At 69.4% G+C, this 24,782-nt stretch carries 27 protein-coding genes and 1 other RNA gene; 21 read left to right on the plus strand and 7 right to left on the minus strand.

Features of this window, described 5'->3' with window-relative positions; translation table 11 throughout:
* The first annotated feature begins 1 nt into the window (after window position 1).
* From AC3EGR_RS07520 to htpX, 14 genes are all read left to right on the plus strand, one after another.
* Window positions 2–346, plus strand: coding sequence for a hypothetical protein (locus AC3EGR_RS07520; RefSeq protein ID WP_488545830.1), 345 nt, complete (start codon window positions 2–4; stop codon window positions 344–346).
* Between the two features lie 69 nt (window positions 347–415).
* Complete coding sequence (locus tag AC3EGR_RS07525) at window positions 416–835, plus strand: hypothetical protein (RefSeq protein ID WP_488545831.1); 420 nt, start codon at window positions 416–418, stop codon at window positions 833–835.
* 9 nt (window positions 836–844) lie between these two features.
* Window positions 845–1,297, plus strand: a complete 453-nt coding sequence (locus AC3EGR_RS07530; protein WP_488545832.1) for a metallophosphoesterase family protein — start codon at window positions 845–847, stop codon at window positions 1,295–1,297.
* Window positions 1,298–1,307: 10 nt separating this feature from the next.
* Window positions 1,308–1,724, plus strand: coding sequence for a VOC family protein (locus tag AC3EGR_RS07535; RefSeq protein ID WP_488545833.1), 417 nt, complete (start codon window positions 1,308–1,310; stop codon window positions 1,722–1,724).
* A gap of 48 nt (window positions 1,725–1,772) precedes the next feature.
* A complete protein-coding gene (locus tag AC3EGR_RS07540; protein WP_488545834.1) occupies window positions 1,773–2,141 on the plus strand; it encodes a polyhydroxyalkanoate granule-associated phasin in 369 nt (122 codons plus the stop codon).
* Between the two features lie 58 nt (window positions 2,142–2,199).
* A complete protein-coding gene (locus AC3EGR_RS07545) occupies window positions 2,200–3,147 on the plus strand; it encodes a LysR substrate-binding domain-containing protein (protein WP_488545835.1) in 948 nt (315 codons plus the stop codon).
* Window positions 3,148–3,319: 172 nt separating this feature from the next.
* Window positions 3,320–4,210 carry an amino acid ABC transporter substrate-binding protein gene (locus AC3EGR_RS07550; RefSeq protein WP_488545836.1) on the plus strand — a complete coding sequence of 297 codons (891 nt, stop codon included), beginning with the start codon at window positions 3,320–3,322 and terminating at the stop codon, window positions 4,208–4,210.
* Window positions 4,211–4,272: 62 nt separating this feature from the next.
* Entirely contained in the window at window positions 4,273–5,034 is a 762-nt protein-coding gene (locus AC3EGR_RS07555) for an amino acid ABC transporter permease (RefSeq protein WP_488545837.1), read from the plus strand.
* Between the two features lies 1 nt (window position 5,035).
* Window positions 5,036–5,704: an amino acid ABC transporter permease gene (locus AC3EGR_RS07560; protein ID WP_488545838.1), complete on the plus strand. Its 669-nt coding sequence runs from the start codon at window positions 5,036–5,038 to the stop codon at window positions 5,702–5,704.
* Between the two features lie 28 nt (window positions 5,705–5,732).
* A complete protein-coding gene (locus AC3EGR_RS07565; RefSeq protein WP_488545965.1) occupies window positions 5,733–6,467 on the plus strand; it encodes an amino acid ABC transporter ATP-binding protein in 735 nt (244 codons plus the stop codon).
* 46 nt (window positions 6,468–6,513) lie between these two features.
* A complete protein-coding gene (pyrC, locus tag AC3EGR_RS07570) occupies window positions 6,514–7,548 on the plus strand; it encodes a dihydroorotase (protein WP_488545839.1) in 1,035 nt (344 codons plus the stop codon).
* Window positions 7,545–8,300 (plus strand): NYN domain-containing protein, encoded by a 756-nt coding sequence (locus AC3EGR_RS07575; protein WP_488545840.1) that lies wholly within the window; start codon window positions 7,545–7,547, stop codon window positions 8,298–8,300. Before pyrC ends, AC3EGR_RS07575 begins: the two co-directional genes overlap by 4 nt.
* A 12-nt stretch (window positions 8,301–8,312) precedes the next feature.
* On the plus strand, window positions 8,313–9,074 hold the full coding sequence (locus tag AC3EGR_RS07580; RefSeq protein WP_488545841.1) for a DUF3025 domain-containing protein: 762 nt from the start codon (window positions 8,313–8,315) through the stop codon (window positions 9,072–9,074).
* Window positions 9,075–9,143: 69 nt separating this feature from the next.
* The gene (htpX, locus tag AC3EGR_RS07585; protein ID WP_488545842.1) at window positions 9,144–10,016 is read left to right on the plus strand and encodes a protease HtpX; all 873 of its coding nucleotides are present in this window, start codon (window positions 9,144–9,146) and stop codon (window positions 10,014–10,016) included.
* A 58-nt stretch (window positions 10,017–10,074) separates the two neighbouring features.
* Here htpX and rnpB read toward each other — a convergent pair.
* From rnpB to AC3EGR_RS07605, 4 genes are all read right to left on the minus strand, one after another.
* Window positions 10,075–10,410, minus strand: an RNA gene (gene rnpB, locus AC3EGR_RS07590) — RNase P RNA component class A.
* 42 nt (window positions 10,411–10,452) lie between these two features.
* The gene (locus tag AC3EGR_RS07595; RefSeq protein ID WP_488545843.1) at window positions 10,453–11,526 is read right to left on the minus strand and encodes a M48 family metallopeptidase; all 1,074 of its coding nucleotides are present in this window, start codon (window positions 11,524–11,526) and stop codon (window positions 10,453–10,455) included.
* Window positions 11,527–11,528: 2 nt separating this feature from the next.
* Complete coding sequence (locus AC3EGR_RS07600; RefSeq protein ID WP_488545844.1) at window positions 11,529–12,713, minus strand: YjgN family protein; 1,185 nt, start codon at window positions 12,711–12,713, stop codon at window positions 11,529–11,531.
* Window positions 12,714–12,753: 40 nt separating this feature from the next.
* Window positions 12,754–14,388 (minus strand): MBL fold metallo-hydrolase, encoded by a 1,635-nt coding sequence (locus AC3EGR_RS07605; protein ID WP_488545845.1) that lies wholly within the window; start codon window positions 14,386–14,388, stop codon window positions 12,754–12,756.
* Window positions 14,389–14,416: 28 nt separating this feature from the next.
* Here AC3EGR_RS07605 and AC3EGR_RS07610 point away from each other — a divergent pair, with 28 nt between their 5' ends.
* Window positions 14,417–15,388 (plus strand): tripartite tricarboxylate transporter substrate binding protein, encoded by a 972-nt coding sequence (locus AC3EGR_RS07610; RefSeq protein WP_488545846.1) that lies wholly within the window; start codon window positions 14,417–14,419, stop codon window positions 15,386–15,388.
* A 40-nt stretch (window positions 15,389–15,428) separates the two neighbouring features.
* Here the strand turns inward: AC3EGR_RS07610 and AC3EGR_RS07615 are convergent, their stop codons facing one another.
* Window positions 15,429–15,968, minus strand: coding sequence for a carboxymuconolactone decarboxylase family protein (locus tag AC3EGR_RS07615; RefSeq protein ID WP_488545847.1), 540 nt, complete (start codon window positions 15,966–15,968; stop codon window positions 15,429–15,431).
* A 78-nt stretch (window positions 15,969–16,046) separates the two neighbouring features.
* On the opposite strand from AC3EGR_RS07615, the gene AC3EGR_RS07620 reads away from it, so the two are divergent.
* The gene (locus tag AC3EGR_RS07620; RefSeq protein ID WP_488545848.1) at window positions 16,047–17,048 is read left to right on the plus strand and encodes a Bug family tripartite tricarboxylate transporter substrate binding protein; all 1,002 of its coding nucleotides are present in this window, start codon (window positions 16,047–16,049) and stop codon (window positions 17,046–17,048) included.
* Between the two features lie 42 nt (window positions 17,049–17,090).
* Here AC3EGR_RS07620 and AC3EGR_RS07625 read toward each other — a convergent pair whose 3' ends face one another.
* Window positions 17,091–18,596: an FAD/NAD(P)-binding protein gene (locus AC3EGR_RS07625; protein ID WP_488545849.1), complete on the minus strand. Its 1,506-nt coding sequence runs from the start codon at window positions 18,594–18,596 to the stop codon at window positions 17,091–17,093.
* Between the two features lie 16 nt (window positions 18,597–18,612).
* Between AC3EGR_RS07625 and AC3EGR_RS07630 the strand changes: the two genes are divergently transcribed.
* Genes AC3EGR_RS07630 through AC3EGR_RS07645 form a run of 4 tightly spaced genes read left to right on the plus strand, consistent with a single transcriptional unit; the run spans window position 18,613 to window position 21,743 of the window.
* Complete coding sequence (locus tag AC3EGR_RS07630) at window positions 18,613–19,245, plus strand: DsbA family protein (RefSeq protein WP_488545850.1); 633 nt, start codon at window positions 18,613–18,615, stop codon at window positions 19,243–19,245.
* Window positions 19,246–19,252: 7 nt separating this feature from the next.
* Window positions 19,253–20,122 carry a diaminopimelate epimerase gene (gene dapF / locus AC3EGR_RS07635; RefSeq protein WP_488545851.1) on the plus strand — a complete coding sequence of 290 codons (870 nt, stop codon included), beginning with the start codon at window positions 19,253–19,255 and terminating at the stop codon, window positions 20,120–20,122.
* A 17-nt stretch (window positions 20,123–20,139) separates the two neighbouring features.
* Entirely contained in the window at window positions 20,140–20,817 is a 678-nt protein-coding gene (locus tag AC3EGR_RS07640; protein ID WP_488545852.1) for a DUF484 family protein, read from the plus strand.
* A gap of 5 nt (window positions 20,818–20,822) precedes the next feature.
* Entirely contained in the window at window positions 20,823–21,743 is a 921-nt protein-coding gene (locus tag AC3EGR_RS07645) for a tyrosine recombinase XerC (RefSeq protein ID WP_488545853.1), read from the plus strand.
* A gap of 42 nt (window positions 21,744–21,785) precedes the next feature.
* On the opposite strand, the gene AC3EGR_RS07650 is transcribed toward AC3EGR_RS07645, so the two are convergent.
* Complete coding sequence (locus AC3EGR_RS07650) at window positions 21,786–23,531, minus strand: sensor domain-containing diguanylate cyclase (RefSeq protein ID WP_488545854.1); 1,746 nt, start codon at window positions 23,529–23,531, stop codon at window positions 21,786–21,788.
* Between the two features lie 69 nt (window positions 23,532–23,600).
* Here AC3EGR_RS07650 and AC3EGR_RS07655 point away from each other — a divergent pair, with 69 nt between their 5' ends.
* Entirely contained in the window at window positions 23,601–24,782 is a 1,182-nt protein-coding gene (locus tag AC3EGR_RS07655; protein WP_488545855.1) for a class I SAM-dependent rRNA methyltransferase, read from the plus strand.

The following is a 24,782-nucleotide window of genomic DNA, read 5'->3' on the forward strand; positions in this document are numbered from 1 at the left end:
CGTGGCGGAAAGCGAATACGCCGAGCACGTCGCGCACGAGGACTTCCGCGCCGGGCTGCCGGCCGGGCGCATGCGCGTGGTCGTCGATCCCAAGCTGGCGCGCCGCTACGTGGCGCAACGGCTGATGCTGATGGTGGTCGTCGTTCCCGTGGTCGGCGTGGGCATCGCCCTCGCGCTCACGGGTGCGACCTGGCCCGGCGCCCTCCTGGTGGCCCTCGGCGTGCTGCTCAACCGCGTGGTGATGTGGCAGGCCCCCAGGATCCTGCTGCAGATGGCGCTGCGCGATGCGAAGGTCTACGAACACGTGACGCAGAACGGCCTGATGGAAGTGCGCCGCACGGTGTAGCACCGGCGCGCGATGGTGCTTGGCCGCACGCGCGCGAACGCTTAATCTCGGGGGACAGGAGGTCGGCCCATGTTCCCGTGGTTCTTCTTGTGGGCGCCGCAGCTCACCATGCCTTTCGGCGGCAGCGTGGCGCAGCGCATCGAGCCCAGCACCAGCTGGTTCTTCGACGGCATCGCGCCGGAATCGGGCGATCCGGCCATCGAACGCAAGGCGTTCGAGGTGGCGAGCTACGGCCGCCAGCTCGGCCTGCTCACCGAGGTGATCGTGGACCTGGCGGCGCAGACGCCGCCCGCCACCGCGCAGGGCCGCAAGTCCCTGCAGCGCCTGCGCGAGATCCAGCTGCGCATCGAGGAGGTGAAGGAGCGCGATGCCATCGACGTGCTCGAGCAGATCGACGGGCTGCTCGCGCGCCTGCAGAAGACCCATCCGGAGCGCCTGGCGGTCGCCCGGCAGCGCATCGTCTCCGCACTGGACGCCGCGCACGGCTAGCATCGGGGCGTGCGTCCCCTTCGCATCGGCCTCGTGTCCGACACCCACAACCTGCTGCGCCCCGAGCTGCTGGCGTACCTGCGCGGCGCCGACCACATCGTGCACGCCGGCGACATCTGCGGCGAAGCGGTGGTGGCCGCCCTGCGTGACATCGCGCCGCTGACCGTCGTGCGCGGCAACAACGACCGGGGCCCCTGGGCGCAGCCGCTGCCGCACGCGGAGACCGTGCGCTTCGGGGAGGTCGCCGTCCACGTGGTGCACGACATCCAGGACCTGGAGCTGCCCCAGGGGGTGCGGGTCGTGGTGACGGGGCACTCGCACAAGCCGCAGGTGCAGGAGCGTGACGGCGTGCTGTACGTCAACCCGGGCAGCGCCGGCCCGCGGCGCTTCACGCTGCCGATTTCCGCGGGCGAGCTGCGCATCGCCGGGCGCGAGGTGTCCGCCCATCTCGTCGCATTCTGAAAGGACCGCCATGCTGCACATTCGCGAGATCGACCACCTGGTGCTGCGCGTGCGGGACGTGGACAGCATGGTCCGCTTCTACGGCGAGGTGCTGGGCTGCCCCGTGCACCGCATCGACGAGCGCATCCAGCTGGTGCAGTTGCGGGCCGGCCGTGGCCTGATCGACCTGGTGCCGGTGGACAGCGAGCTCGGCCGCGCCGGGGGCGCGCCACCGGGGCGCAAAGGCCGCAACCTGGATCATTTCTGCCTGCGCGTGGATCCCTGGGACGCGGAAGAGATTCGCGCCCACCTGCGTGCGCACGGCGTCGAGCCCGGCGCGGTGGCGCAGCGTTTTGGTGCGGAGGGGCAGGGTCCTTCGCTGTACCTCAGCGACCCGGAAGGGAACACGGTCGAACTGAAGGGTCCGCCCGGCGCGCCGGCGAATTGAGGAAGCGTGACTACAGGCGCGGTGCCGTAGCGCGACCAGAATGGCCGCATGACCCAGAGCCGCCGCACCCGCAAGCACCAGCCCCTGGCCCGCCAGGCCTCCGAACTCGCGGTCGCCGTGCCGCAGGTGGTGGCGCACCGCCTGACCCGCATGGCGTTGGCCGGCCCGCTGCCGAATGCGCGGGACCGGCGCGAGTTCCACGGCATGGCGCAGGAGAAGGTGCATGCCTTCTGGCAGTCCTGGTTCGCGATGGGATGGGCGATGCTGGCGTCGGTGCAGAAATCGTGGATCGCCGCCTTGCAAGGGGCGAGGGTGCCGCTGATCGATGCCCAGGCGCTGCTGTCGCATGGGATGGCCCCGGTGCACAGGAAGGCGACGGCCAATGCGAAGCGGTTGGCGCGGACAAGGTTGCGGTGAGGGCGGCGGAACGGTGGGGTCGCGTTGCCCACCGCCGAGCGCCCCATAATCCCCGGCCATGGAAACCAAGTGGCTGGAAGATTTCGTCAGCCTGGCGGAGACCCGCAGCTTCAGCCGCTCCGCGCAACTGCGGCACGTGACGCAGCCTGCCTTCTCGCGCCGCATCCAGGCGCTGGAGGCCTGGGCGGGGACGGACCTGGTGGACCGCAGCTCCTACCCGACGCGGCTCACGCCGGCCGGTGAGACGCTGTACGCGCAGTCGCTGGAGATGCTGCAGGCGCTGCACAACACGCGCGCCATGCTGCGCGGCCATGCGGCCGCCGGCCAGGACGTGATCGAGTTCGCCGTGCCGCACACGCTGGCGTTCACCTTCTTCCCCGCCTGGGTGTCCAGCCTGCGCGAGAAATTCGGCCCGATCAAGAGCCGGCTGATCGCCATGAACGTGCACGACGCGGCCATGCGCCTGGTCGAGGGCAGCTGCGACGTGCTGATCGCCTACCACCACCCGTCGCAGCCCTTGCAGCTCGATGCGGACCGCTACGAGATGGTCACGCTGGGCACGGAGACGCTCGCCCCGTACTGCAAGCCGGACGAGCGGGGGGAGCCCTTGTTCCGCCTTCCCGGCCGTCCCACGCACCCCTTGCCCTATCTGGGCTACGCGCCGGGCGCTTACCTGGGGCAGGTGACCGAGGCGCTGCTCAAGCAGTCCGGCACGGCCATCCACCTGGATCGCGTCTACGAAACGGACATGGCCGAAGGCCTCAAGGTGATGGCGCTCGAAGGCCACGGCATCGCCTTCCTGCCCCATAGCGCCGTGCGCAAGGAGCTGCGCGCGCACACGATGGTGAGCCCGACGCCCGCCGACCTGGCCGGCCTGCAGATCACCATGGACGTGCGTGCCTACCGCGAGCGCCCCGGCGGCCGCCAGCAGCCCAAGGGCACCGCGCAGGCGCTGTGGACCTTCCTGGCCACCGGCGAAGCGGGGTCGTCGCTGCCGAAAAGCTGACGGCTGCGGCGCCCTGCAACGGTGGCATGCCACCGGGCATAAACCCTGCTTACTGTCGGCTTCCCCAGGCCCTAAGCTGACGGGCGCTGAAGGGTGGGCCTGCCGGCGCGCGAGCCCGCCTAGAATTTCGGTTTGCCATTTGTTGCAACGCGCTTCGACACAGGAGATTTGAATGAAAAAGAAGTTCTGGCTGTCCCTGGCCCTGACCGCTGTCGCCCTGGGCGCCCACGCGCAGGCCAACGACACCCTGGCCAAGGCGAAGGCCGCCGGCAAGGTCGTGATGGGCACCCGTGAATCCTCCGCACCCCTGGCGTACACGCTGGGCGGCGGCCAGTTCACCGGCTACCACGTGGAACTGTGCCAGCGCATCCTGAAGTCCGTGCTGCCGGGCGTGCCGGTCGAATACGTGCCGGTCACCTCCGCCAACCGCATCCCGCTGGTGCAGAACGGCACCGTGGACATCGAGTGCGGCTCGACCACCAACAACGAGACCCGCCAGAAGGATGTGTCCTTCGCCCTCACGACCTACGTGACCGAAGTGCGCACCGCCGTGAAGGCCGACTCCAAGATCAAGTCGGTGGCGGACCTCAACGGCAAGACCGTCGCCACCACCACCGGCACCACCTCCGTGGCGCTGCTGCGCAAGAACAAGCGCGCCCAGGGCATCCAGTTCAAGGAGGTCTACGGCAAGGACCACGCCGACAGCTTCCTGCTGCTGGAGTCCGGCCGTGCCGACGCCTTCGTGATGGACGACAACATCCTGGCCGGCCTGATCGCCGGTTCGCAGAACCCCAAGAACTTCCAGATCGTGGGCGAGACGCTGAACGTCGAGCCGATCGCGATCATGATCCGCAAGGACGACCCGAAGTTCAAGGCGGCGGTGGACGACTACATCCGCAAGGCGATGAAGGACGGCGAGCTCAAGCTGCTGTACACCAAGTGGTTCCAGCAGCCGATCCCGCCGAAGAACACCAGCGTCAACCTGCCCATGGGCAAGATCCTGACCGACCTGGTGAAGAACCCGAACGACAAGCCGGCCGAAGCGTTCAACAACCAGCCCTGAGCTGAACCCCGCCGGCCGCCTGGACCAGGCGGCCGGTTTCCAAGAACAAGAAGGAGGAGCGGATGGCCCTCGAATGGCAGATCTTCTGCCAGGACACGATCGAGCGCACGGCGGTCAAGGGGTGCTTCGGCACCGGCGGCGCGACCGGCACGCAGACGTACCTGGACTGGCTGCTCTCGGCCTGGGGCCAGACGGTGCTGGTGGCGGCGCTCTCGCTGGTGGTCGCCCTGGTGGTCGGCTCGATCGTCGGCACGATCCGCACGCTCCCGGACAGCCCCTGGCTCACGCGCGTGGGCAACTGGTGGGTGGAGCTGTTCCGCAACATCCCGCTGCTCGTGCAGATCTTCCTCTGGTACCACGTGATGCCGGTGCTCGTCCCGGTCTTCGCCGACACGCCCAAGCTGGTGCTGGTGGTGGCGGGCCTGGGCCTCTTCACGTCCGCGCGCATCGCCGAACAGGTGCGCGCCGGCATCCAGGCACTGCCCCGCGGACAGCGCTACGCGGGCATGGCCCTGGGCTTCACGACGCCGCAGTACTACCGCTACGTGCTGCTGCCCATGGCCTACCGCATCATCATCCCCCCGCTCACCAGCGAGGCGATGAACATCTTCAAGAACTCCTCGGTCGCCTTCGCGGTGTCGATCACCGAGCTGACCTTCTTCGCACAGCAGGTGGGCGAGGAGACCTCGCGCGGCATCGAAGTCTACATGGCCGTCACCGCCCTGTACGTCATTTCCGCGCTCACGATCAACCGGATCATGGCCTTCATCGAGAAGCGGGTGCGCGTGCCGGGCTTCGTCGCCAACGTCACGGGTGGCCACTGAGATGCAGGTGCTCGACTTCTCCTTCTTCACCGGCGAGGTGTTCCGCGCGTACATCCTCACCGGGATGTACTTCAGCTTTGCGCTCACGGCGGTCGCCACCGTGGGCGGCATCGTCTTCGGCACGGTGCTGGCGCTGATGCGCCTGTCGGGCGTGAAGTTCCTCGACATCCCCGCGGCGATCTACGTCAACGGCATGCGGTCCATCCCGCTGCTGATGGTGCTGCTGTGGTTCTTCCTGCTGGTGCCCTTCATCATCGGCCGGCCGATCGGCGCGGAGATGACGGCGGTGATCACCTTCATCGCCTTCGAGGCCGCGTACTTCTCCGAGATCGTGCGCGCCGGCATCCAGTCCATCGCGCGCGGCCAGGTGTTCGCCGGGCAGGCGCTGGGCATGAGCTATGCGCAGAACATGCGGCTGGTGATCCTGCCGCAGGCCTTCCGCAACATGATCCCGGTGTTCCTGACGCAGACCATCATCCTGTTCCAGGACACCTCGCTGGTGTACATCATCACGGCGCACGACATGCTGCATGGCTTCACGGTGGCCGGCAACAACCTGAGCCACCCGCGCGAGAGCTACATCCTCGCCGCCGTCTTCTACTTCATCATCTGCTTCACGCTGTCGTGGCTCGTCAAGCGCCTGCAGCTGAAAATCGCCATCATTCGCTGAGGACCCCCGCATGAGCGACCAACATTCCATGATCGACATCCAGCACGTGTCCAAGTGGTACGGCCCGGTGCAGGTGCTCAACGACTGCAACGTGAAGATCAACAAGGGCGACGTGGTGGTGGTGTGCGGGCCTTCGGGCTCGGGCAAGTCCACGCTGATCAAGACCGTGAACGGGCTGGAGCCGATCCAGAAGGGCGAGATCTTCGTCGACGGCATCCAGGTCGGCGGCAAGACCAACCTGTCCAAGCTGCGCAGCCGCGTCGGCATGGTGTTCCAGCACTTCGAGCTGTTCCCGCACCTGTCGGTGACCGAGAACCTGACGATCGCGCAGATCAAGGTGCTGGGACGCAGCAAGGACGAAGCCCTGGCGCGCGGCCTCAAGATGCTGGACCGCGTGGGCCTCATGGCGCACAAGGACAAGTTCCCCGGCCAGCTCTCCGGCGGCCAGCAGCAGCGCGTGGCGATCGCCCGCGCCCTGTCCATGGACCCCATCGTCATGCTGTTCGACGAGCCCACCTCGGCGCTCGATCCCGAGATGGTGGGCGAGGTGCTGGACGTGATGGTCGGCCTGGCCAAGGAAGGCATGACCATGATGGTGGTCACGCACGAGATGGGCTTCGCCCGCAAGGTGGCCAACCGCGTGATCTTCATCGACGTGGGCGGCAAGATCCTGGAGGACTGTTCGAAGGAAGAGTTCTTCGGGAATGCGGATGCGCGCCAACCGCGCACCAAGGACTTCCTGAACAAGATCCTCAGCCACTGAGCGGGCTTGGCCCGCTGCCTCCGGCAGCGGGTGGGACAATAGGCGGATGTCCCAGACCCTCACCATCACCCGCCCGGACGACTGGCACCTGCACGTGCGCGACGGGGCGGCCATGGCTTGCGTGGTGCCGCACTCGGCGGCCCAGTTCGGCCGGGCGCTGATCATGCCCAACCTCCGGCCGCCGGTGACCACCGCGGCCCTGGCGAGCGCCTACCGTGACCGCATCCTGGCCGCCGTGCCCCAGGGCCAGTCCTTCGAGCCGCTGATGTCGCTGTACCTCACCGACAAGCTGGCGCCGGAGGAGGTCGCGCGCGCCCGGTCCGCCGGTGTCGTGGCCGTGAAGCTGTACCCCGCCGGGGCCACGACCAACAGCGACGCCGGCGTCACCGACATCCGCAAGACCTACCGCACGCTGGAAGCCATGCAGCGCGAAGGCATCCTGCTGCTGGTCCACGGCGAAGTGACCGATCCCGCGGTCGACATCTTCGACCGCGAAGCGGTGTTCCTGGAAACGCAGCTGAAGCCGCTGCGGCGCGACTTCCCCGAGCTGAAGATCGTGGTGGAGCACATGACCACGAAGGAGGCGGTGCAGTACGTGCGTGACGCCGACCGCTACACCGCGGGCACGATCACCGCGCACCACCTCCTGTACAACCGCAACGCCATCTTCACCGGCGGCATCCGCCCGCACTACTACTGCCTGCCCGTGCTCAAGCGCGAGGTGCACCGGCAGGCCCTGGTGGCAGCGGCGACCAGCGGCAGCCCGAAGTTCTTCCTCGGCACCGACAGCGCACCGCACCCCGCCGTCCTGAAGGAGCATGCCCTGGGCTGCGCCGGCTGCTACACCGCGCTGTCCGCGATGGAGCTCTACGCCGAAGCCTTCGACAGCGTCGGCGCGCTGGACAAGCTGGAAGGCTTCGCCAGCTTCCACGGCGCCGACTTCTACGGCTTGCCGCGCAACACCGGCAAGCTCACGCTGAAGAAGGAGGCCTGGCAGTTGCCCGAGAGCGTGCCTTTCGGCGAAGCGCAGCTCAAGCCCTTGCGGGGCGGGGAGACGCTGCCGTGGCGGGTGGTGGCATGAACGGCAAGCCGCGCGTCGCGCTGCTGATCGACGCCGACAATTCGCCGGCGTCCAAGATCGGGCTGATCCTCAACGAGCTGTCCACGTTCGGCGAGACCAACGTGCGCCGGGCCTACGGCAACTGGAAGAAGAACGAACTCAAGGGCTGGGAGGAGCAGCTGCACGAGCACGCCATCCGCCCCATGCAGCAGTTCGACTACAGCAAGGGCAAGAACGCCAGCGACATGGCGATGGTGATCGATGCCCTGGACCTGCTGTACTCCGACCGCCCCGACGCTTTCGGCATCGTTTCGTCCGACGCCGACTTCACGCCGCTGGTGATGCACCTGCGGGCCAAGGGCGCGGCCGTCTACGGTTTCGGCGCGCGCAAGGCGCCGGAGCCCTTCGTCAACGCCTGCTCGCGCTTCCTGTTCCTGGACGAACTGCGCCCGAACGAGAACGATGCGGACACGGATGCCGGCGATGCCGAGCGCACCCAGCCCTTGCGGATGTCGGCGGGCGAACTGCGGCAGGACCGCAAGCTGGTCAACCTGCTGCGCAACGCGGTGCTGTCGGCGGCCGACGACGAAGGATGGGCGCGGGTGAACGCCGTGCGCCAGCAGATCGGCAACCAGGCCTCGTTCGACCACCGCAACTACGGTTATTCGACGCTGACGAAGCTGTTGGCCGCCACCGACCTGTTCGAGCTGGCCGACGAGGGGAAATCGAGCGTCTCGGTGCGGGCAAAACGGGCGCGCCGGGGAAAGACCTGAGTGCACCCCGGCGTGGACTGGCGGCAGCCCTGGTACGCGCCCTGGCGCGGCACGGGCGAGCCGGCCGCGGCGCGCATGGCGGCCGGTGCGCCGCCGCACGAAGCGCTGGCGACGCCGGGCGCCCCGGTGCGCTTCGTGCCGCAGGAGCAGCTCCCGCCCGGAATCCCTTACGAGCAGTTCATCTTCGAAACCGGCCAGTGCCCCGTGCGGCCCGGCCTGCACGATTTCTTCAACGGCCTGGTCTGGCATGCCTTCCCGCTTGCCAAGGCGGCGCTGAACCGGCTGCAGGCCGCGGTGATCGCGCGCGACGGCGTCGGGGCGCGGCGGGGGCCCGTGCGTGACGCGATCACCGTGTTCGACGAGAACGGCGCGCTGCTGCAGGCTCCCCCGGCGCTGTGGGAAGCGCTGCAAGCGCGGGAATGGCGGCGGCTGTTCGTCGACTTGCGCCCGCTGTGGCGCCAAGCGCGCTTGTGGATCTTCGGACATGCCCTGCTGGAGCAGCTGGCCATGCCGCGCAAAGGCTTCACGGCCCATGTGTGGCGGGCGAATGCTGCTCTGGATTCAGGAGCGGTCGCGGACGCCTGGCTGGCCGCACGCTGCACCGCGCCTGCCCTTGCCGCCAAGCCTTTCACGCCGCTGCCGGTCCTGGGCGTTCCCGGCTGGTGGCCCGGGAACGAGAACTTTTCCTTTTATGATGACTCCCTCGTATTCCGTCCACGCAAGACGCCAGAAGCCACTACAACAACAACGTCCGCGGGTCCTTCGCGCTCTTGATTTCCGGTTGGCGCAACCACATCTTGCGCGCGAGGGTGCATGTCATCCACCCTTCGGAGCTTCCAAACAATGAAACGCATCCTCCTCTTCCTGGCAACCAACCTCGCCGTGGTCGTCGTCCTCGGCTTCGTCGCGAGCCTGCTGGGGGTCAACCGCTACCTCACCGCCAACGGCCTGAACCTGGGCGCGCTGCTGGTGTTCTCCTTCATCATGGGCTTCGGCGGCGCCATCATCTCGCTGCTGCTGTCCAAGCCGATCGCCAAGTGGAGCTCGGGCGTGCAGGTGATCACCGGCTCCGAGGGCCCCGACGAGGCCTGGATCGTGAACACGGTGCGCAAGTTCGCCGACCAGGCCGGCATCGGCATGCCGGAAGTGGGCGTGTTCCAGGGCGAGCCCAATGCCTTCGCGACCGGCGCCTTCAAGAACAGCGCGCTGGTGGCGGTGTCCACTGGCCTGCTGCAAGGCATGACGCGCGAGGAGGTCGAGGCCGTGATCGGCCACGAGGTGGCGCACATCGCCAACGGCGACATGGTCACCATGACGCTGATCCAGGGCGTGATGAACACCTTCGTGGTGTTCGCCTCGCGGGTGATCGGCTACCTGGTGGACAGCTGGCTGTCGCGCGGCGAGCAGCGCTCCGGCCCCGGCATCGGCTACATGATCAGCACCATCGTGCTGGACATCGTGTTCGGCTTCCTGGCCGCCATCATCGTGGCCTGGTTCTCGCGCCAGCGCGAGTTCCGCGCCGACCGCGGCGCCGCGCAGCTGATGGGGCGCCGGCAGCCGATGATCAATGCGCTGGCCCGCCTGGGCGGCATGGTCCCCGGCGAGCTGCCCAAGGGCCTGCAGGCCTTCGGCATCACCTCCGGCGTGGGCAAGCTGTTCTCCACACACCCGCCGATCGAGGAGCGGATCTCGGCGCTGCAGAACGCTGCGGCCTGAGCCGAAGCCGCCATGAAAAAGGCCGCCTGAGGGCGGCCTTTCTGCTGGCGCGAATAAAGTGTGAAGCCCGCCGATACGCCGGATCTTGTGCGCCTGGTCGCCCAGGCGTGACCGTCATTCTTCTGGGCCGGGAGTCGCCCCCACGGCTCGGTGCTACCTACCCGCCAGCTCCGCGGGACCACGTCAATGCTGGCCTATTTGGTATTGCTGCGCGTAGAGATTGCCCGTTTCACCCCCGCATGGCCGCTTGCGCGAACCCACGGGACTCGTCTCTGTTGCTCTGATCCTCACCTCGCGGTGGACAGGTGTTACCTGCTACGCTGCCCTGTGCAGTCCGGACGTTCCTCCAGTGCGGCCTTTCGGCGATTGCACCAGCGACGGCCTGGCGTGCTTCACAGGCGGGATTATCCCAGCATGGCGCGATCGCTGCGCGGCGTCACCGGCAGGCGGCCTCGCCGCGCTGGAGGGCCTCCGCCCGCTGCGGGGTGGCCGGGTGGCTGCTCAGGAGCTCGCTCCAGCCCGCGCTTTGGCCCGGCCTGGCGCCCCGGTCCATCTTCATCAGCAGGTCGGCCATCGGCGCGGTCTTGCCGCCGGTGCGCGCCATCAGCGCCACGGCGAAGCAGTCCGCCTCTATCTCGTGGTTGCGCCGGTAGGACAGGCCCGTGAGCATCGAGCCGCCGACGGACGCCAGCCACGAGACGTCGCCCAGGGCCAGGCCCAGGCCCACGTTCAGCACGCCTTGTTCGACGACCAGCCGCGTGGCGTGCCGGTGCAGCACGTGCCCCATCTCGTGCGCGAGCACGCCGGCGAGGGCCTCGTCGCCAAGCTGGTTCTTGTCGGCGAGCGCCACGATGCCGTCGGTGACCACGATGGTGCCGCCGGGCAGGGCGAAGGCGTTGCTGCCCATGCCGCTGCGGAACTGCAGCTCCAGGCGCGGCTGGTAGGCGCGGTAGCGGCGCAGCTCCGCCGGCAGCTGGGTCGCCAGCGCATCGAAGCGCGCCCGCAGCGCCGCCTGCCTGGCCGCAGGGAGCTTGCTCGGTTTCAGCCAGCGCGCGTCCATGTCGCGCAGCACGCGCAGGGACAGATCCGTTTCCCAGGACAGGGGCACCTGGCGCGTGAGCTGGGTTGCGGCCCAGGGGGTCCCCCAGCGGTAGAGCGCGAGCATGAGGCCCGCCACCGCGACCAGCACCAGCACGAAGGTGGTCCAGCGCGTCTGCATGCGCGTGGCGACCGTCGCCTGGTGGCCGGCCGCGGAAAGCTCCTGCTCCCAGCCCGCCGGATCGGCGATCTCCAGGCTGCCACGCGCCCCGAGGTCCACGAGCACCTTGCGCGGCATGCGTCTGGCGCTCCAGCGCTCCGGCCACAGCACCTGCTTGTGCGTCAGGACCAGCGATTCGCCGTCGGCCGCCTGCAAGGCGAGCGACGGGCCGCCCGCTGCCGGCTGCAGCCGTACCTGCACCGGGCGGGCGCCACTCGTGCGGCCGTCGAACCAGAGTCCGGGCAGGGGCATGCTCAGCCCACGAGCTCGAGGCCGACCGCGTCGGCGATCGCGTCGCCCACGGCCAGTTCCTCGCGCGCGAGCTGGCCGGCGAGCTGGTCGAGGCCACCCTTGACGTGCAGGGTGACCGATTCGGCCTTCATGCGGTATTCGCTCACGCGCGCGAAGGGCCGGTAGAAACCGAGAGTCAGCAGCGACAGGAAGACGTTCTTCACGCGCAGGCCGACGTAGCGCCAGGGCCGCAGCCGGCACTTGAAGCGCGCCACCTGGCTGACGCCGATGTTGTTCCACACGAGCTGGAACATGCGCGCTTCGCGGTAGGCGCGCGCGGGAGCGGAGATGAGGAACAGCAGGAAGACGGACCCCACGAAGAGCGCCGCCATCATCAGCATCGCCATGAAGCCGCCGCCTTTCATGTTCTTCATGATCGCGAAGGACCCCCCGAGTGCCGCCCCGACGCCAGCGCTCACGAGCAGCAAGGCGGCGAGGAACACGCCCATCGTGGCCCCCCAGATGCGCACGAAGTCGCAGAACTGGGGCTTCCAGCGCCCGGGCTGGCCGCCGATGCGGCCGCGCGCCACCATCAGGCTCTTGTAGTTGTATTCGAGGCGGATCGCGCACAGGATGCTGATCACCGCCGCCGAGACGCCCACGAGCAGGGCCAGGGGCGCCGCGCCCTCGCGCTCGCCCTCGGCGAGCATGCCGATCTGGGCCAGGCCGCCCAGGCAGACCAGCGCGAACAGGAAGGCCGGCAGGCTGGCCCGGTAGACCTCGCCCCAGCCGGCGGCGAACTGCAGCCGCACGCCGCGCCAGCGCGTCGCGTTGAAGCGAAAGCGCATGGCGCTCGCCCAGAAGTACGGCGCCAGCGCAGCGCCGCCGAGAAGCATCACCGCTACGACGGTGTCCTGCCCGGTCTGCGACGCGATCTTCATGGCGGCATAGAGCGCCACGAACAGCACGAAGCCGACCAGCATGCGCTTGGTCTGCGCGGTGAACTCCAGCGGGCTGCCGGCCACCAGGGTGTGGCCGTAGAAGTACTGCGCGGTCCGGCGCCGGGCCAGCGGCGTGTAGAAGCCGAGCGTCACGATGGACAGCAGCACGTTGACGATCCAGACGCGGAAGTATTCGCCGCCCGCGCCCGTGAACTCCAGCGGGTAGGCCGTGATCTCGGCGCGCGCGGGCGCCTTCGGGTCCTGCATCCCAATCCCCTCGTTTCGGGGCAGTGTAGCGGCGGGACTCTCAGCCGGCCAGTTGCAGCGCCTCGATGCGTTGTACGTGCGCCAGCAGCGAACGCTTGGCGACGGGCCACATGCGGGGCGGCACGTCCGCGTAGGCGATCTCCACCCAGTCGTCCAGGGTGCCGGCGGGCCGCTGGCGCATGGCCGCGAGGATGCGCGCTTCCCGCTGGAGGCGGTGCGCCTTGAGCATCGCGATCGCCTGCCTGGCGAACCCCAGCACGTGGCCGTGCGCCGGCAGGATGAAGGCGATGCCAAATTCGTCACAGGCGGCGGAGAGGCGATCGAGCGAATCGAGGTAGGCGCTCATGTCGCCGTCCGGCGGGTCGACCACCGTGGTGCTGCCATTGAGGATGTGGTCGCCCGAGAACAGCAGGCCATCCTCGACCAGCACCAGGCAGGCGTGGTTGGCCGCGTGGCCGGGGGTGTGGATCGCCTGAAGGCTGTGCGTGCGGCCGTTGCCTTCCAGCGTGAGCAGCTCGCCCTCCGCCAGCACGCGGTCCGGCACGAAATGGCTGGCCGGGCGCGCGGTGGGTGCCGAGGGCAGGCCGAGGATCGGCGGCTGCACGCGGCACAGCGCCTGCAGCGGCCGCGCGCCCGGCGAATGGTCCGCGTGCGAGTGCGTGCACACGATCATGCGGATGTCGCCGTTGGTGGCACGCCAGAGCCTGTGCTGGTGCTCGGGGTCTTCCGGGCCCGGGTCGATGACGATGTAGCCCGTGTCCGGGTCGCCCACGATGTAGCTGTTGGTGCCGGGGCCGGTCATCACGCCGGGATTGGGCGCCGTCATGCGCGAGACGTTCTTCAGCAGCGCGACCGGCTGCTCCGTCTGCCAGTCCAGCGCGTGCCGCAGCTGCCCGTCCGGGCAGACGAGCGCCAGCTCGCCGTAGGCCGACTCGTGCTCCATGAAGCGGGCCTCGGCCCCTTGCAGGAAGCCGGCGCGCGGGCAGCTGGTCCACAACGGCTGCTCGCTGGCACAGGCCGCGAGCACCGCATCCACGGTGGCGAACTTCGCCAGCCGCTCCAGCGTGCGGATGGTGGGGAAGATCATGAAGAACTGGCCGGCCTGGTGGCGCGCGAGCGCGTCCGCCGGGCGCACCCAGGCGGGCTCGAACTGTTCCGCCTCGTCGGCCACCGGCGACTGGCCTTCCGGCATGCGCGCCACCAGGAACGGCACGTCGAAGCGGCGCGGCAGGTCGCGGTCGGTGATCCAGTGCGCGAGCACGTGCACCTGGTCGGCGGCGAGCACCAGTCCGCGCTCGCGCACCTGCTGCGCGAAAGGCGCCTTGCGGTCGAACGCGGCGATGTCGTCGGCAGCCACGGGGCGGCCGTCGGCGTGGCGGGCGAGCAGCACGCCCAGCTCCTCGAAGCTCTCGCGGATCGCCGCGATGGCCTGGGTGAGGGCTGCCTCGGGCTGCGTGGGACGGCGTGCGGCCAGCGCGTGCGCCTGGGCATCCGCCGCATCGATGCCGCCTCCGGGGAAGACGTAGGCGCCGGGCGCGAAGCTCGCCGTCGCCGAGCGGCGCGTCATCAGCACTTCCAGGCCTGCCGTCGTGTCGCGCAGCAGCAGGACGGTGGCGGCCGGGCGCGGCACCGCGGGTTCTCGCTGAGGATGCAGCAGCTGGGTGGCTCTTACCATGCGGGCGATTACATCACGCGGAGACACGATGAACACTCGCAGCTTCCTCCTGGCGCTGGCCCTCGTCGCCGCCGGCGCGCTCCCGGTACAGGCCCAGACGGGCGACTGGCCCAAGCGCCAGCCGGTCCGGCTGGTGGCCGTGTTCCCGCCCGGCGGCTCGGTGGACCAGGTCGCGCGCATCCTGGCGACCCAACTGACGCAGCAGCTCGGGCAGACCGTGATCGTGGAGAACAAGGTCGGCGCCTCCGGCTCCATCGGGACCGCCGCCGTGGCGCACGCGGCGCCGGACGGCTACACCTACGCGGTGGTCTTCGACACCCATGGCGTCAACCCCAGCCTGATCCCCAACCTGCCGTACGACACCAGGAAGGACCTCGCGCCGGTCGCGCTGCTCGGCACGGCGCCCATGGTGATCGCCACGCCGGTGGCGTCCGAGTACAAGAGCTTCGCCGACGTCGTCGCTGCGGCCAAGGCCAGGAAGACCGTGAGTTTCGGCACCGTGGGCTCGGGCAGCCTGGGCCATCTGGCCATGGCGCTGCTGGGCAAGAGCGGCGGACTGGAATGGACCCACGTGCCTTACAAGGGCGGTGGCCCGCTGATGCAGGACGCGGTGGCGGGACACGTGCCGCTCTCGGTGGCCTCGATCGTCGTCACCAAGCCGCACATCGACAGCAAGCGCCTGCGCCCGCTCGCGGTCACCACCAGCAAGCGCTCGCCGGACCTGCCGGACGTGCCCACGGTGGCGGAGAGCGGCTACGCGGGCTTCGATGCGCCGGCCTGGTGGGGCGTGCTCACCTCGGCCAAGGTGGCGCCCGAGATCGTGCGGCGCATGAACGACGAGATCAACAAGGCCCTGAAGGTGCCGGAGATCGCGGGCAAGCTGCAAGGCCAGGGCATGACGATCGTCGGCGGCACCCCCGAGGCCGCCCGCGCCTTCATCGACCAGCAGGTCGATACCTGGGCGGTGGTGGTCAAGGAGAACAACATCAAGGCGGAATAGTTCGTCCTCTCCGCGCGGGCGGGAAGGACGGGGGAGGGCGTCAGTCCTCGGGATTGACGCCCAGCGCCACCAGGAACCGCGCCACCATGTTGTAGGTCGCGATCGCTGCGGTGATCTCCACCAGTTCCGTGGTGTCGAAGCGCTGCTGCATGCGCGCGGACAGCGCGTCTTCCACCTTCACGTCGCGCGTCATCTGCGCGGCGTAGCGCGCCACCAGGGCTTCGTCGCCGGCCAGGCCGGGGGGCTCGGCCTGCGCGCCCGCGCGCACCCAGGCCTGCAGCGCGTCCAGGCTCGCCTGCCGGCCGCCGGCCGCGAGGAAGTCCGGCGCGTGGTGGTGGTACTCGTAGTGCGCGCCCGTGATCAGCGCCACCGTGCAGATGCCCAGCTCGCGCAACTGGCGGCTGGCGCCCAGGCCGGTGCGTACGGCCTTCAGGTAGGTGTTCCAGCCCCGCGCCAGCGGTTCGCTCCAGAGCAGGGCGCGGTCGAGGTTGAGGAGCTCGCCGCCGCGGCGGTCCAGGATGGCCTGCACCAGGTCCTGCGGTTGCGGCTTGCGGTCGGGGGTCCAGTCGGGGATGCGCATGGAGCCAGCATAAGCTCATGCTGGAAACGATCCAAGCGGGTTGCCACAATGCAGCGTCCCGCATCCGGAGTCCCTCGCATGAAAAAGATTTCCTTCCTGCGCCGCGCCGCGGCCCTCACCCTGGCCGGCCTGGCGCTGGCGCCCCTGGCCCGGGCGCAGAACGGCACCGACTGGCCGCAGCACCCCGTGACGATCGTCATGACCTTTCCCGCCGGCTCCGGCGTGGACGTGGTCGGCCGACTGATCCAGGAACCCCTGGGCAAGGTGCTGGGCCAGCCGGTCATCATCGACTACAAGGTGGGCGCGGCGGGCAACGTCGCGAGCGAGTACGTCTCGCGCGCCAGGCCGGACGGCTACACGCTGCTGTTCGGCACCGCGGCAACGCACGGCGTGAACGCCGCGCTGTACAAGAAGCTGCCCTTCGACGTGGAGGCGGACTTCGTCCCCGTGTCGCCGATCAACGACGTCTCCAACGTGCTCACGATCAACCCCGAGGTGATCAACGTGAAGACGCTCAAGGAGTTCGCGGAGGTCGTGCGCGCCAATCCCGGCAAGTACAACTACGCCTCCACCGGCAACGGCACCGGCACGCACATGGCCTTCGCCGAGATGAACGCGAAGCTGGGCCTGAACATGGTGCACGTGCCCTACAAGGGCGGGCCGGAGGCGATCCAGGCGGTGCTCAAGGGCGAGACCTGCTGCATCATGAACCAGGTGCAGACGGTGCTGCCGCACGCCAAGGCCGGCAAGGTGCGCCTGCTGGCCGTCACCACCGGCAAGCGCGTCCCCGCGGTGCAGGACGTGCCGACGATCGCGGAGAGCGGACTGCCCGGCACGCAGGGCTTCGACAGCTCCACCTGGTTCGCGCTGTTCGCGCCCAAGGGCACGGACGCGGCGATCGTGGCGAAGCTCAATGCCGCGGTGCGCCAGGTGCTGCAGCAGCCGGAAGTCAAGGGCAAGCTGGAGAGCATGGGCAACTCGATCCGGCTGGAGACGCCGGAACAGTTCAAGGCCACGGTCCACGCGAACCGCCAGAAGTGGGCGGAGGTGGTGAAGGCGGCGAACGTGTCGATCGACTGAAAAAAGCGTGTCCTCCCGGCGTCGAGCCGGGATCCATCCGGCTCAGCGCCGCTCCTGCGGCGGCACGTACCACTTCGTCGACAGCAGCTCCGGCTCCTCCAGCGCCTGCAGGCGCTCCCAGTGCAGGTCCGCGTCGGCGACGAACAGGTCGCGGGCGATGGACTGGGCCAGGCGTCCGGCACCGATCGCCAGGCCGGGGATGTCGCCGGCCAGCGCGCCGTGGCTCATGGTGCTGCCCCAGTTGAACAGGTGCAGGTTCTGCAGTGCCGCGCGGTGCGCCTCGCCGCGCGCGCGCAGCTCGAAGCCGGAGCCGAGATAGGGAAAGCGCGCCGCCTCCGCATGGCGCTGGACCTCTTCAGCGCTCACGTGGTTCGCCCAGGTGTCGATGGCGCCGGTGTAGCGCGCGAGCTCTGGGCGGTCCAGCAGGTCCACGTCGAAGCCGGTGCCGAAGATGACGGCGTCGAAGCGCTCGCTGCCGCCGGGCGTCGTGACCAGCACGCCGTCCTGCGCCGGCTGGACGTCGGTCCACGGCGTGCCCAGGCGCAGCGTGAAGGCGGCCTGCGCGTCGCAGCGCCGCACGGTCTCCCAGGGCGGCGGCACCTGCTCGTCGAAGATGTAGGTGTAGAAGCGCCACTTGCGCGCGTCGTCCAGCGCCTCGTAGCCACGAAAGAACCCCGCGAACGAGGTCCACTTGCTCTTGTTCACCTGCGGCAGGAAGGGCCGGCGCGCGAACAGGTCCACCTTCGCCCCGGCTTCCAGCGCGCAGGCTGCGTTGTCGAAGGCGGACGCGCCCGCGCCCAGCACGCCCACGCGCTTGCCACGCAGCGCCTCGAAATCGATCGCGTCGGCGGAATGGAAGACGCGACCGGCGCCGAGCGGGTCGTCCCGCCGCAGCGAGGGGAACTCCGGCCAGCGCGGCGCGCCGCTGCCGTCGCGGCCCAGCGCCAGCACGATCTTGCGCGCCCACACGTGCTCCTCGCCGCCGGCGGACACGAGCCGCACGTGCAGGAGTCCGTCCCGGTCGCGTACTTCCGCCAGCGCGACGCCGTTGTCCACCGCGAGACCCAAGGTGTCCCGCACCCACAGCAGGTAGTCGCGCCAGTCCAGCCGTCCCACCTTGTGCAGCGCGTCCCATCCGCAGTCGCCGTGCTGCGCCTCGTACCAGGCGCGGAAGGTGAGCGAGGGCACGCCCAGGTCGGGCCCGGTCAGGTGCTTGGGGCTGCGCAGGGTGAGCATGCGCGCGTACGTGCCCCACGGTCCTTCCTCGCCCCGCGCGGCCCGGTCGATCACGCGGAGGTTGGCGACGCCTTCGCGCAGCAAGGCATGGGCCGCGGTCTGGCCGCACATGCCGGCGCCGGCCACGAGCACGTCGAGGACGGGGCTGCCGTCCGGCGCGCTGGCGGCAGGCACCCAGTTGGCGGGCGGGAAGTTCAGGCGCGCGAGGTCGGCTTTCGCGTCGCGCGCGAGCCGCGCCAGCGCGGCATCGTCACGGGGGCTGGCGAGCGACTGTGGGGGCACCGGCGGCAATGCGGGGGAGGCAGGGATCACGGCAGATAATTCGCGGATGACGATTCAACTGGACTGCTATTACAGCCTGTCATCGCCGTGGGCCTATTTTGCCGGGCCCCAGCTGCAGGACATCGTGCGCCGGCACAAGGTGAAGCTGGAGCTCAAGCCCTACGACTTCCAGGCCGTCATCCCCAAGACCGGCGGCATCCCGATCCGCACGCGTCCCGAGCCGCGCCGGACCTACCACGACGAGGAACTGGTCCGGTGGGGACAGTTCCTCGGCATGCCCATCGTGACCCAGCCGAAGCACTACCCGCGCTACGCGGTGGAGGACAAGGACTGGAACAAGTACGCCGGCTGGATGGTGATCGCCGCGCAACAGCAGGGGCTGGACGCCTTCGTGCTCTCGCACGCCTTGCTGCGCGCCTTGTGGGCCGAGGAACGCGACACCTCGCGGCCCGAGGTGCGCATCGCGATCGCCGAGGAGAACGGCTACGACGGCAAGGCGCTGCAGGCGCTGGAGCGCGCACCGGCGGTGCTGCGGCAGTACCAGGCCTACAGCGAGGAGGCGGAGCGCCTGGGCGTGTTCGGGGCGCCCACCTTCATCATCCATGGCCAGTCCGAACGCTTCTGGGGACAGGACCGCCTGTTCTTCGTGGATCGCGCGCTGGAGCGTCTGCGCGGATAATCGCCGCATGCGCATCCGTTTCACCAAGATGCAGGGAGCGGGCAACGACTTCGTCGTGCTCGACGAAACGCGCGAGCGCCTGGGCCTGTCGCCGCAGCAGTACCGGCGCCTGGCCGACCGGCACTTCGGCGTCGGCGCCGACCAGATCCTGTCGGTGCGCCCCAGCCCCGCGCCGGGCGTGGACTTCGAATACGTGATCCACAACGCCGACGGCGGCGAGGTGGAGCAGTGCGGCAACGGCGCGCGCTGCTTCGCGCGCTACGTGGCGGACAAGGGCCTGGCGCGCAGCGATCGCATCCGGGTGCAGACGCTCTCGGGCGTGATCGAGCCGCGGCTGAACCCGGACGGGCGCGTGACCGTGGACATGGGGCGGCCGGTCTTCGAGCTGGCGCAGATTCCCTTCGACGCTGCCGGCCTCAGCCCGCACAAGGAAGGCGGCTGGCAGACCTGGCACCTGGCGCTGGGCACGCATGCCGAGTCGCAGCTGGTGTCGCTGGCGGTGCTGTCCATGGGCAACCCGCACGCGGTGCAGGTCGTCCCCGAGGTGGACCGCGCGCCCGTGGCCGCGCAAGGGCCGCTGATCGAGCACCACTCGCGCTTCCCGAAGCGGGTGAACGCCGGCTTCATGCAGGTGGTGGACCGCGACCGGATCAGGTTGCGCGTGTATGAGCGCGGTGCCGGCGAGACGCTCGCCTGCGGCACGGGCGCCTGCGCCGCGGTGGTGGCGGGCATTCGCCTGGGCAAGCTGGATGCGCGCGTGGACGTGGAGACGCGCGGCGGCCTGCTGACCATCGAGTGGGCGGGCGGCGACGCGCCAGTGCTGATGACGGGCCCCGCGGTGACGGTGTTCGAAGGCGAAATCGAAATGCAGGAATGAGGACGGTCTTGAACCCCATGAATCCGATCACGGAAGACGACATCGCCAACTACCTGGCGAACAGCCCCGCTTTCTTCGAGCGGCACGCGGAGCTGCTCGCCTCCGTGCACCTGACCAGCCCGCACGGCAACCGCGCGGTGAGCCTGCAGGAGCGGCAGGCCGAGATGCTGCGGGAAAAGATCAAGGCGCTGGAGCACCGCATCATGGACATGGTGCGGCACGGCAACGAGAACATGGTGATCTCGGACCGGATCCACCGCTGGGCGAAGTCCCTGCTGCTGGTGCAGTCCACGCGCGCGCTCCCCGCGACGCTGCTGACGGAGCTGCAGCAGCAGTTCGTGGTGCCGCAGGTCGCGCTGAAGGTCTGGGACGTGGACGCCCGCTATGCGCAGGAGCCCTTCGCGCAGGGCGTCAGCGAGGACGCGAAGAGCTTCGCCTCGTCGCTCACGCAGCCTTATTGCGGCGTCGTGTCCGGCATCGAGGCGGTGGGCTGGCTGCCGGATCCGTCCACGGCGATGTCGATCGCCCTGATCGCGCTGCGCGAGGGCGCGGCCAACGGCTCGGGGCCGGCCTTCGGCATGCTGGTGCTGGCCTCGCCCGACCCGCAGCGCTTCCAGTCCGGCTACGCGACCGACTTCCTGGAGCGCATCGCCGAACTCGCGAGCGCGGCGCTCTCGCGGCTGCGCCCGCGCTGAACGCGATGGACGACGCGGCACTGGTCGGGCGTTACCTCGAACACGTGCGCGTCGAGAAGCGGCTCGCGCCGCGCACCCTGGCGCTCTACACGCTGGACCTGCAGAAGCTGGCCGAGAACGCCGCCAAGGCGGGCGTGCCGTTGCTTGCCGTGCAGAACGCGCACGTGCGCCGCTGGGTGGCGCAGATGCACGGTGGCGGCCGTTCCGGGCGCGGCATTGCGCTGATCCTCTCGGGCTGGCGCGGCTTCTACAGCTGGCTGGGCCGCGAAGGACTGGTCAAGGCCAACCCGGTGCAGGACGTGCGCGCGCCCAAGGCGCCCAAGCCCTTGCCCAAGGCCCTGAGCGTGGATGACGCCGTGCAGTTCGCGGAGTTCAGCGCGGACGAGGCGGATCCCTGGATGGAAGCGCGCGACGGCGCCATCGTGGAACTGCTCTATGGCTGCGGCCTGCGCGTGGGCGAACTGGTGGGGCTCGACGCGCAGGCGAGTTCGGCCGCCAAGGGGTGGGTGGACCTGGACGCCGGCGAGGCCCACGTGCTGGGCAAGGGCGGCAAGCGCCGCACCGTGCCGGTGGGACGCAAGGCGGTCGAGGCGCTGCGGCACTGGCTTTCGCTGCGTTCGCTGGGGCCGGTGGCGAAAGACGACGCGCTGTTCCCGGGCCGGCACGGCCAGCGCCTGAGCGCGCAGGCGATCTGGCAGCGCCTCAAGCAGCGCAGCCTGCAGGCGGGGCTGGCCACGCCCGTGCACCCGCACATGTTGCGGCATTCGTTTGCCAGCCACATGCTGCAGTCCAGCGGTGACCTGCGAGCGGTGCAGGAGCTGCTAGGGCACGCCAACATCGCGACGACGCAGGTGTACACGCGGCTGGATTTCCAGCACCTGGCCAAGGCCTACGACGCGGCGCATCCGCGGGCCAAGAGGAAGTAGCGGAGGAGCGAGCGAAGCGGCGGACCCCACCGCCGTCGCGACTCAGGTGGTCAGCGCCGCCGGCATGCTCGACTTCGACAGCATGAACACGGCCCGGCGGCTGTCCGCGGGCGCGCTGGCCAGCAGCATTTCCAGCCGGCCGATCAGCTGCGACGGGTCGCTGCCATCCATGGGGATCAGCGCCTGCGCGACGCGCACGTGCGCCGACCACTCCAGCGGCCGGCCCTTGAAGGGCATCAGGCAGCGCGCGACGATGCGCGGCCCGGCTTCGGCCACTTCGTCGGCGTGCAGCGGGCCCTCCAGCAGGATGCCGAAGCGGTGCTCCGACAGGCGCGCCACCGTGTCGATCTCGCGCGCCACCGACAGCAGGCGGCCGGCGACGCGCAGCGTCAGCTCGCGCGCGGAGTCGGGATCGAACTGGCGGCGGATCTGGTCGATGTTGCCGATGTCCACCAGCAGCATGGCGCTGCGGAACTTCAGGCGCTGCGAGCGCGTGATCAGGCGCACGAGGCGCTCGTGGAACACCGCCGCGTTGATCAGGCCGGTGGCGGGGTCGATGCGGTCCAGGCCCTGGATGCGTCGCACGTGCTCGCGGCGGTGCTGGCTGCGCAGGGCCAGCACGATCAGCAGCACGGGCAGTTCGATCGCGATGACGATCTGCATCCCGTACTGCGTCATGAAGCTCACCGGGATGATGCCGGCCGCGCGTGCGAGCGGGAAGCCGGCGCCGGCCGCCACCGGCAGGCAGCCGAGCAGCAACCAGACGGCGTAGCGGTCGCCGCGCATCGCGGCCCACACGACGACGGCGAGGCCGGCGATGGACGCGCCCGAGACGTAGAAAACGATCAGGCTCAGGCGCTGCACGACGTCGGGCGTGAGCATCAGGTACACCGCCAGCGGGATGGACGCCAGGGCACCGGCCACCAGCGTGCGGTACACCATGATCCCGCGTTCCCGCAAGGAGACCACTTCGGCGAAGAACACCTGCAGGGATGCGATGGCGAACAGCGGCGTGACCTGCGGCGCCATGTTGTTCCACCAGGCCCAGTTCGGCCAGAGGAACAGGCCCGCCAGGCCGGTGAGCGTGGCCTGGCACAGCCACATCATCACGGCGGACAGGGCGAACAGCCAGTAGCCCTGGTCCTGCAGCGACACGCCGCCGATGCCCGCCAGGATGACGGCCAGCACGACCAGGCCCAGGTAGACACCCAGGCCGAGCGCGACGCTCTGTTCCGTGTAGCCCAGGTAGTTCTCGCTGACGAATTCCAGCGGGGCGCCGAAGATGGTGCCGTTCTGGATGCGCAGGTAGTGCACGCGCGGTTCGGTCGCCGACACCTGCAGCGGAAGCACCGGGTGCCGGTGCGGTACCGGCCAGCTCGCCACGGGGACCGCGTCGCCGGCGACGCGCGACGTCCATTCGCCGGCGTTGTTCTGCACGAACAGTTCCACCCGGTCGACGCCGGGATAGATCACTTCCAGGTACCAGCGCTCGTTGGTGCTGGTGGGCGGGACGGTGAAGCGGATCCACAGCGCCTTGCCACCCGCCAGCTTGTAGATGTTGTCCGCCGCCGTCGTGTGCCAGTGGATGTTGGCGCTCGTGGCAACGTTCTGGACCGTGGCGGCACCGGTTTCGTCCAGCCAGGCGTCGCCGGCGTCCCGCATCCGGATGGGCTGGTTGCCCGAATCGAGCTGGAGGACAGTGCGCGCGCCGGCGGGCCCGGCGAGCAACAGCATCGTCAGGAACAGCAGCATTGCCGCGAAAAAGCGGCCCCGGGCGAACGAACCCATCACGGGTATCTCCTCGACGATGTCCTGTTGCAGATTCTTACGCTTATCGGCCGCGCCGACAATAGCCCGATGAAAGTTCTTCGCCTGCACCCAGGACGCGAGCGCTCGCTGTTGCGACGCCACCCATGGATCTTCGACTCCGCCATCGCCAAGGGCAGCGCCGACCCGGGGGAGACCGTGCGCGTGGAGAGCCACGAGGGGCAGTTCCTCGCCTGGGCGGCCTGCAGTCCGGCCTCGAAGATCCGCGCGAGATGCTGGAGCTTCGTGGAAAACGACCGCATCGACCCGGCCTTTTTGCGCAGTCGGCTGGTTCACGCCGTGGCCTTAAGGCAACGGCTTAAGCCTTGCAGCGATGGCGTACGCCTCGTGCACGGCGAATCGGACGGCCTTCCGGGCTTTGTCGTCGACCGCTATGGCGACACGCTGGTGGCCCAATTCCTGTCCGCCGGCGCCGAGCGCTGGAAGAAAGCGCTGGCCGACGGCCTGCTGGAAGCCACGGGCTTGCAGAAGCTGTACGAGCGTTCGGACGCGAACGCGCGCGGGCTCGAAGGCCTGCCCGAGACCACCGGCTGGCTGCGCGGCAGCGGTTCCACCGAACTGACCATCGCGGAACATGGCTGGAAGTTCGCCCTGGACATCGCCGGCGGCCACAAGACCGGCTTCTACCTGGACCAGCGTGACAGCCGCGCGCGGTTTGCGGACTGGGTGCGGCGCCTGGGCGCGCAACGCGTGCTCAATTGCTACTGCTACACGGGCGGCTTCACCGTGGCGGCACTGGCCGGAGGCGCCGGGGAGGTGATGTCGATCGATTCGTCCGGTCCCGCGCTCGAGCGCGCGCGCGCGAACGTGGCCCTCAATGGATTCGATGCACAGCGCGCGGAATTCCTGGATGCGGACGTCAACGCCAGCCTGCGCCGCTTCGGGGAGGCCGGCCGGACCTTCGACGCCATCGTGCTGGACCCGCCGAAGCTCGCGCCTACGGCGGCGCACGCGGAACGCGCCGCCCGCGCGTACAAGGACATCAACCGCCTCGCGCTGAAGCTGCTCGCCCCTGGCGGCCTGCTGTTCACCTTCTCGTGCTCGGGAGGAATCCCGGCCGACCTGTTCCACAAGATCGTCGCCTCCGCCGGCACCGATGCCGCCGTGGACGGCTACATCGCGGAGCGGCTGGGCGCGGCGCCGGACCACCCGATGACGCTTGCCTTCCCGGAGGGGGAATATCTCAAGGGGCTGGTGGTCATCCGCAAGTGA

It is taken from the genome of Ramlibacter sp. G4-7, assembly GCF_057784995.1.